The 8699-nt window shown below is 68.1% G+C and carries 5 protein-coding genes; 4 read left to right on the top strand and 1 reads right to left on the bottom strand.

Going from position 1 to position 8699, the window contains the following annotated elements; all coding sequences use genetic code 11:
* Positions 1-31 precede the first annotated feature (31 nt).
* Positions 32-1675: a (2,3-dihydroxybenzoyl)adenylate synthase gene (locus SKC42_RS25300; RefSeq protein ID WP_442932260.1), complete on the top strand. Its 1644-nt coding sequence runs from the start codon at positions 32-34 to the stop codon at positions 1673-1675.
* A 57-nt stretch (positions 1676-1732) separates the two neighbouring features.
* A complete protein-coding gene (locus SKC42_RS25295; protein ID WP_330966985.1) occupies positions 1733-2827 on the top strand; it encodes an NADH:flavin oxidoreductase in 1095 nt (364 codons plus the stop codon).
* Positions 2828-2830: 3 nt separating this feature from the next.
* Here SKC42_RS25295 and SKC42_RS25290 read toward each other — a convergent pair whose 3' ends face one another.
* Entirely contained in the window at positions 2831-4465 is a 1635-nt protein-coding gene (locus SKC42_RS25290; protein ID WP_330966984.1) for an MFS transporter, read from the bottom strand.
* Between the two features lie 231 nt (positions 4466-4696).
* Here SKC42_RS25290 and SKC42_RS25285 point away from each other — a divergent pair, with 231 nt between their 5' ends.
* Both SKC42_RS25285 and SKC42_RS25280 read left to right on the top strand, forming a co-directional pair.
* On the top strand, positions 4697-5503 hold the full coding sequence (locus tag SKC42_RS25285) for an adenylate/guanylate cyclase domain-containing protein (RefSeq protein WP_330966983.1): 807 nt from the start codon (positions 4697-4699) through the stop codon (positions 5501-5503).
* A gap of 1861 nt (positions 5504-7364) precedes the next feature.
* A partial coding sequence (locus SKC42_RS25280; protein ID WP_330966982.1) for a PE family protein occupies positions 7365-8699 on the top strand: 1335 nt, incomplete at its 3' end.

Here is an 8699-nt window from a genome sequence, read left to right as displayed (position 1 = left end):
CTGCGTCCCGCTACCACGCCCCCGGCAATCGATGAGGAGCCCGATGACCTCGAGCACGCCGCCAGCGCTGGCGGGCTTCGTACCGTTTCCCGCCGGGAGGGCCGCCGCCTACCGCGCGGCCGGTTACTGGACCGGACGGCCCCTCGACACCCTTCTGAGCGACGCGGCACGACGCTGGCCCGAGCGGATCGCCGTCGTCGACGCCCCCACGGGCGGCGGGCTGAGCTACGCCGAGCTGGACACGCAGGCAGACGGCGCCGCAGCGGGACTCCGCCACGCGGGCATCGCACCGGGCGACCGCGTGCTGCTCCAGCTGCCGAACGGCGTCCGGTTCGCGGTCGCTCTCTTCGGCCTGCTGCGCGCCGGCGCCATCCCGGTGATGTGCCTGCCCGGGCATCGGGCGGCCGAGCTGGCACACTTCGCAACGGTCAGCGGGGCCGTCGGGCTGGTGATCGCCGACACGGCTGGCGGTTTCGACTATCGGGCGATGGCGCGCGGGCTGGTCGCCGATCACCCCGGCCTCGAGCACGTTTTCGTCGACGGCGATCCCGGCCCGTTCACGTCGTGGCGCGCCGTGTGCGCGTCGGTCCCGGCCCGAGCGGCCGCGCCGCCCGCCGATCCGGGATCACCCGCGTTGCTGCTGGTGTCCGGCGGCACCACCGGCGTCCCCAAACTGATCCCCCGCACGCACGACGACTACGTGTTCAACGCGACGGCGAGCGCCGAGCTGTGCCGACTGACCGCCGACGACGTCTACTTCGTGGCGCTTCCCGCCGGGCACAACTTCCCGCTGGCCTGCCCGGGCATGCTCGGGGCGATGACCGTCGGCGCCACCACCGTGTTCGGCACCGACCCCAGCCCAGAGGCCGCCTTCGCCGCGATCGCGCGCCACCGCGTCACGGTCACCGCGTTGGTGCCGGCGCTCGCCAAGCTGTGGGCGCGCGCCCGCGAGTGGGAGCCCATGCCGCCGAAGTCGTTGCGGCTGTTGCAGGTTGGCGGGGCTCGGCTGGAACCGGAGGACGCGGCCCTGGTGCGCGCGGCGTTGAGCCCGGGGCTGCAGCAGGTGTTCGGCATGGCCGAGGGCCTGCTGAACTTCACGCGTCTCGACGACCCGCCGGAGCTGCTCGACCACACCCAGGGGCGACCGCTGTGCACCGCCGACGAGCTGCGCATCGTCGACGCCGACGGCAACCCCGCGCCGCCCGGCGTCGAGGGCGAGTTGCTGGTGCGCGGGCCGTACACGTTCAACGGGTACTTCCGGGCAGAGCGCGACAACGAGCGCTGCTTTGATCCCGACGGTTTCTATCGCAGCGGCGACCTGGTGCGCCGCCGCGACGATGGCTACCTGGTGGTCACCGGCCGCGTCAAAGACGTCATCAGCCGCGGCGGGGAGACGATCTCCGCGGCGGACCTCGAGGAGCACATGCTGAGCCACCCGGCGATCTTCGCGGCCGCCGCGGTTGCGTTACCCGATCCGTATCTGGGGGAAAGGATCTGCGCCGCGGTGGTTTTCGCCGGAACGCCGATCACCCTGGCGGAACTCAACGCCCACCTGGACGGACGCGGCGTGGCCGCGCACGGCCGCCCCGACGTCCTCGTCCCGATGGCGGACCTGCCCACCACGCCAATCGGCAAGGTGGACAAGAAGGCGATCGCCGGCCGGTTCGCCACGTGATTCGCGTTTGCGCTGCCGGCCGGAATAGGGGCGGCCGATGCCGTGTTGGTGGCAGTCGTGGCAATAGATGAACTCTTCCGGCCGTTGACCGTGCGTTCGCTGAACGTACCGAACCGCTTCGCGATGGCACCGATGACCCGGCAGGCGTCGCCCGGCGGCGTCCCGGGGCCGGACGTCGCCGAGTATTACCGGCGCCGCGCGGCCGGTGGCGTCGGACTGATCATCACCGAAGGCATTCGGCTGCCCGAGCCCGCCGCGGGTTACCCATACGCGATTCCCACCGTTGCGGGCGAGGACGTCCTCGCGGGATGGCAGCGGGTGGTCGACGCCGTCCACCAGGAGGGCTCCACGATAGCGGCACAGCTGTGGCACCAGGGAGCCCAGCGCGACGACGCGGACGGTGTGCTGCCGGTCAGCCCCTCGGGCGTCGACGGGCTCGGCAACCCGAAGGGCCGCGCGCTGGCAACCGACGAGCTCCCACACATCGCGGGACTGTACGCACAGAGCGCCGCCACCGCCCGCAACATCGGCTTCGACGCGGTCGAGCTGCACGGTGCCCACGGCTACCTGCTGGACCAGTTCCTCTGGGAGCGAACGAATCTGCGCACCGACGGCTATGGCGGGTCGCTGGCCGCCCGCACCCGGTTCCCGGCCGACGTCGTCGCCGCCGTGCGCGCCGCGGTCGGACCCGACTACCCCATCATCTTCCGGTTCTCGCAGTGGAAGGGCACCGACTACTCGGCCGCGATCGCCGACGATCCGACGCAACTGCAGGAGATCCTTTCCCCGCTTGCCGAGGCCGGGGTCGACGTGCTGCATCCCTCGACGCGCAGGCACTACGTGCCCGCCTTCCCCGACTACGACGGGGAGCTGAGCCTTGCCGGGTGGACCAAGAAGGTCACCGGGCTGCCGGTGATCGCGGTCGGCTCCGTGGGCCTGGAGACGCAGTTCCGCAGCGAGAAGCACGGCGAGATCATCCGGCCGGCGCCGCTAGACCGCCTGGTCGAGCAGTTCGAGGCGGGCGAGTTCGACGTCGCGGCGATCGGCCGGGCCCTGCTCGCCGAGCCGGCCTGGGTGAACCGCCTGCGCGACGGCGAGCTGGACCAGTTCGCCGGATACGACCCGCGGACGGCGCTGGCGTCGCTCACCTGAGCATCAGCGGTGCACCGGCAGCGCGAGGAAATAGTCGTGCCGGTGCGCGTTGTCGATGGTGTAGCGCTCCGCCTGCGCGACGGCGTCGTGGTCGGAATCCAGCCATCGCTCGGTGCGCTGGCGCTTGAATTCGGCCCAAGACGACACGGTGAAGCGCTCCAGGATCGTGTCCGGGCGTTCCGCGCTGCGATACAGCTGCCAGCTGTGACCGCCGGTTCGCAGCCGTGATCGGCGCACCGCCGTCATCGCGGTGACAAAGGCGGTGAGGTTCTCGGACGCCACCTGGTAATGCACGGTGACGAGCACCGGCCCGTCGTTGGGGCGCGGCTCGAACACGATCATCGGCGAAGCCCAGCAGGTGGAGATGTCGCGGCTCAACAACCCGGTCGACGCCCGCAATGGAAGGGCGGCGACGCTGATGGCCACGGCCCCCAGCAAGACCGCGGACCAGGTCAGGGCGAGAACTACCCCTGCTCGTGTCGCCAACACACCCCAGAGCCAAGCGCCCGATGCCTGGGATGCCGTGAAGACCAACAGGTAGACCGACAACCCGCGGGCCCGGACCCAGCGTGGCAAGTGCAGCTGCGCCGCCGCGTTCAACGTGGCGAGGGTGATCAGCCAAGCCATGCCGGACAGGACCAGGATGGGCGCCGCCGCGGCGAAGGGCAGCCAGGCCACCGCTAGCGGTGCGCAACCGTACACGGCGGTGCATCCCGCCAGGAGGACGTTGGGCGACACCTTCCGACGCAACGGCGTCGCGACCAAAACGGCGAGCGTGGCCCCAAAGCCTATGGCGCCCAGGGCCATACCGTATCCGCTCGCCCCGAGGTGCCACCGGTGCGCGGCGGCCACCGGCAACAGGGCCAGCATGGCGGACGCCGGAAACAAGAAGAGCGCCGCACGCAACAAGATCCTGCGGAAGATCGGGCTGTTGACCACGTACAGCAGGCCGGTGCCGATGGCCTGGAGGACGTGTTCGCGTTCGGTGGAAACGGCGGGCCGGGGCCGCTTCCACCGGACCAGGGCCACGATGATCCCGGTGAACGATATTGCGTTGATGCCGAACACCGCCGCGGGGCCGGCCAGAGCCACCGCGAGGCCGCCGATCGCCGGCCCGATCGCCAGGGCCGCGTTGGCCGAGACACTGGACAACGTCGAGGCGGCCGGTATCTGCTCGCGCGCAACAACCTCGGGCTGAATGGCTTGCCAGGCGGGTGCGGTCAGCGCCGAAGCGCAGCCGATGGCGACGGTGAACATCAACAGCGCCCCCGGCGTGAGCCGACCGGCGAACGTCACCGCCGCAAGCGTCAGCCCCACCACGACCGCATATGTCTGCAGGACGAGCAGCAGCCGCCGCCGGTCGAATAGGTCGGCAAGCACGCCGGCGAGCAAACCCAGAACCAGCGTCGGCCCCAGGCTGGCGGTCTGGACCAACGCGACCGTGCCGGCGGTGCTGTGCGCCTCGATCAAGAACCACTGCGCCGCAACGCTTTGCATCCAGGTACCGATGTTGGAGACGAACTGCGCGATGAACAGCGAACGGTACAGGCGATTGCGCAGCGGCGTCGGCGCCGACGGCGGCCCGCCGTCGGCGGTGTGCTCGGGGCCCTGGATCATTGTCGACTCGATTTCGTTCACCCCCAGCTCGGAGCGTCGAGCACCGGCGCGGTCGTCTCGAACCAACGCGTTGTGCGCCGATCAGCAGTTTAAGGCACGCACCGCGCCGGAGCGGGACGCGGTGGTCGCCGACACGACGCGCGCGGCAGACCCTCGCCACCGGAACTAGTACCGCCGGTATCACATACTTTACGATCACTGCGTGGGAAGGCCGAAGGCGCCAGCGGGCGCAACCGACAACGCGCGGAACCGATGACCGAAGCAATCCCCTGGATCCTGGTCGCCGCGGAACTCGCGGGTCTCGTCGCGCTGGCCGTGTTGTTGACCGTCTCGCAGCGCCGTCTGAAGGCCACCCGCCGCGAGCTCGAGCGCAGCCGCCGCCCGTCGACGCGACGACGACGCCGTCGTGGGCTCGCCCCCTTTGCCATCAGAAAGACCTGGAAGACGGCAGAGATGGTTCGGGCCAAGGGCATCGGCGCCACCGTGCGCAATTCCATCGAGGATCTGGCGGGATGGGCCCAAGTCGAGCGGCCCGACTTGGCACGGTTGACCGCGGACGGCGACGTCGTGATCGTGTTCTCCGACATCGAGGGCTCCACCGCGCACAACGAGGCACTCGGCGATCGCGATTGGGTGAAGCTACTCCGCCGACACGACGGGCTCATCCGCGCCCTGGTCGTCAAGTATGGCGGACACGTGGTCAAAACCCAGGGCGACGGATTCATGATCGCGTTCGCGACACCGCGAGATGCGCTTCGCTGTTGCGTCGATGCGCAAAAAGCGTTGGGCGAGCAGGCCGATCGCTACGACAACATTCGCGTGCGAATGGGCATTCACATGGGCACGTCGGTCAGGCGCGGAGACGATCTGTTCGGGCGCAACGTGGTCATGGCGGCGCGGATCGCCGCGCATGCCGAAGGTGGTGAGATCCTGATCAGCGAAACGGTCCGCGACGCGGTGCCCGGCATGCCTGACATCCGATTCGGCGCACCCCGAGAATTGGAATTGAAAGGCCTAAGCGGCACATACAACGCCGTAGCGGTCTTAGCGGTCGCCTGACCGACCTGACGTAAGGACAAGTCCCGACCCAAGATGGTCAATAGACTTATATCGCGGCGGCCAACAACACCGCCGATTCGGCGCCACCTACGCGGTAGTTCCCCCGTGGCGGCTGCGCCGTCGAACTCAGCACCCCCATTGGGGCGAATACCGTTGGCATCAAACAAATCAATCGGCACGGCTGCTCAAGCCAGTTGGATCTGGCATCAAATTTCGTGCCCGCAATTGTCCCGGGGATTGCCACTCGACGAGCGACAGGTGTCGTGCGCAGTTGCCTTTCACATTAGTCCTTGTTGCAACGGGCACAGACCCATGTCAACCGCCAAATCCTGTTGCTCTCCGCTCGAATCAGATCCGTTCTCAGCTGCCCCGCCCGGCGCACCACGACGACCAGCTATCCGCCAGATCGGCTAGCGGTCGCGTTGAACGCCTCGAAGGCAGCATCGGTGGTCCGCCTCCAATGATCGACCTTTCAATGAATATGTCCTTAAAACGCGACCGCGATTCTGCGGTGTATTCGCCGTCAGGACAGCCACAATCGAGGGCGAGCGCTCTTCTTGCCCTTTGGTATGACAGTACGTCGGGGGTAGCCGCCAATTGGGCTACCCAGCGCAACTCTCCGTACGACCAGGCGTTCAGCAGGAGAGGCGCCCCGAATGAACAGAATTCCCCGGACCGCAATGCTTTTGACGCCGGCGTCGATCTTAGTCATGGTCCTACCTGCGCCCGTCACTCGGTGATGTGTGTAGAGCAGTGAACGCGTCGGCTCGTTTCGTGGGCCCTCACCGCCGATCGGCTCTTGCGGTTATTCTCGGCGCGGACCCTCAACGGCCATCATCGCTCGCGGCTTTGAATCGGAAGCACGACGACCGTCGGCGCCGTGAACCGACCGTCACCGCGTGTCCCCGCTCGATCAATTCTTGATCGTCGGAGGACGACTCGCGGCAGGGGCGAGCCGTCGACGGCATACCAGCGCGCCGTACATCTGCCCAACAGTGCTCACGACCCAGCCGACAGCCCGGTGTCGATTAGTTTGCCGTGGCAGCTACATCGCTAGCCTCTCGCAAGAGAGTTGCGGGAGTCAAGAGTGACGTACATCACACACCCGCGTGGACACCGCCTTTCCGCACGCTTCATGCAGCGCCGAAGGCGGGCAGAGACCGCACTCTCCCCCAATCCGTAATAGATTCGACTGCAACGCCTTTGATCCACCGAGCGAGTGGGTCAACCTTGTTGACATCGTCGACAAATCAACGCCATCCGCGGCAGTCGAGCGCCCCAAAACTTGCGGATGCGGTGCTTAAGCAGTTGGATTAGACTCGCGTCGAATAGATTCTTAGACCCGCACGAGAGTTTGCTGGAGGCAGTGTTGTTCATCTGTCGAGGTTTAGCTTGTGGGCGGTATGGCCTCGCCCCATCGGGATCCGATCAGCCTTGGGGCACCCCGCGGCGGCGAGTTCGCCGCTGATGGCCGGCTCGGGGTCGGGGCCCCCAACGCCACGGGACGCGGCCGCGCCGGACGCGATGACCGGTGACGGTCGAGCCGCGGCGGTGTTGTTCGATCGTTGTCAGTCCGCTGAACGCGGGGGGGCGAGATGCCGATGTCCCCAATCCCCGTAGAACCGCGACACCATGCCGAAGATACATGCGTGCCGCGTAGGCACGATCATCATTTGAGCCTCTTCGGCCGCTTTACCACACCGAATCCGCTGTTTCATCCATCTAGTGCAGCCGTGCCAATTTGGCGGCAATGGCCCCGTTGTCTTTAAGGCCGCTAAGTCGGGTTTTTCGAACCTTCGATTGTTGGCGTTGGGTGAGTTTCTGCTTGTCCTGATTTTCCCGTCGATGGAAAGGGAGTCGTATGTCGTACTTCGTGGTCGCATCGTCACAACAAATCCAGGTCGCCGCGGGCGATTTGTCGCGGTTAGGGACGGCGTTGAGTACGGCTCACACGGCAGCTTCGACGTCAACGACTCAGGTCCTGGCCGCCGCCCAGGACGAGGTGTCGACGGCCATTGCCGAACTGTTCGGCAGCTATGGCCGGCATTATCGAGCGCTCAGTGCTCAGGCGGCGGCATTTCACGAGCAGTTTGTGCAGGCGCTCACTTCAGGTGGCGGCGCCTACCTGACTGCGGAAGCGGCCAATGTGTCACCGCTGCAAGCATGTGTGTCACCGCTGCAAGCGTGCGTGTCACCGCTGCAAGCGTGCGAGCAAGAACTGCTAGACGCGATCAACTCTCCGACGGAGTGGTTGGTAGGGCGGCCACTGATCGGCAACGGGGTCAACGGTGCGCCAGGAACCGGGCAGGCTGGGGGGCCGGGCGGACTGTTGTTCGGAAACGGGGGCAACGGCGGATCCGGTGCGGCCGGCCAGGCTGGTGGGGCTGGTGGTGCGGCCGGCTTAATCGGTAACGGTGGTCTGGGTGGTGCGGGTGGCGCGACAACCACCGGTAATGGCGCATCTGGTGGAGCCGGTGGTGCCGGCGGATGGCTGTTCGGTAGCGGCGGTTCCGGCGGCGTCGGCGGCACCGGTTTGGGAGGCGATTTCACAGGCGGGACAGGCGGCACCGGGGGCAGTAACGGATTGTTGGGCGGCTGGGCGGGCGCGGGCGGTGCTGGTGGTGCCGGCGGCATCGCCAGCAGCGCGACCAGTACCGGTGGCCACGGCGGTACTGGCGGAGCCGGCGGCTTCGACCGAGCACTGCTGGGCTGGTCTGGTGGAGCCGGTGGCGCAGGCGGGGCCGGCGGCGCGGGCATCGAAGGCACCGGCGGGTCCGTCGGCAGCGTCGGTGGTACCGGCGGCGACGGCGGGATCGGCGGGACCGGCGGTGCCGGCGGCGGCAGCCAAGGGCTGTTCAGCTCGGGCGGGACCGGCGGTGTCGGCGGCCACGGCGGGCAAGGCGGGCAAGGCGGCACGGGTTTCACCGACACCGTGCTGGGTTCGAACGCGGCCACCGCGGGCGGTCTTGGGGGTAATGGGGGTAACGCCGGAGCCGGTGGCACGGGCGGTGGTGCGGGATTCTTCGGCGCCGCCGGCGCGGCCGGCAACGCCGGCATTGGTGGCACCGGCGGACACGGCGGCACCGGCGGTGATGGAGCCTCCGGCCTGGCCGCCACCGTCGCCGGTCAAACCGGGGGTAGCGGCAGCAACGGCGCCTCCGGCGGCGCCGGCGGAATCGGCGGCTCCGCCGGCATT

Source organism: Mycobacterium sp. 050134, assembly GCF_036409085.1.
GTDB lineage: Bacteria > Actinomycetota > Actinomycetes > Mycobacteriales > Mycobacteriaceae > Mycobacterium.
This window is presented reverse-complemented; position numbering and strand designations above follow the sequence as displayed.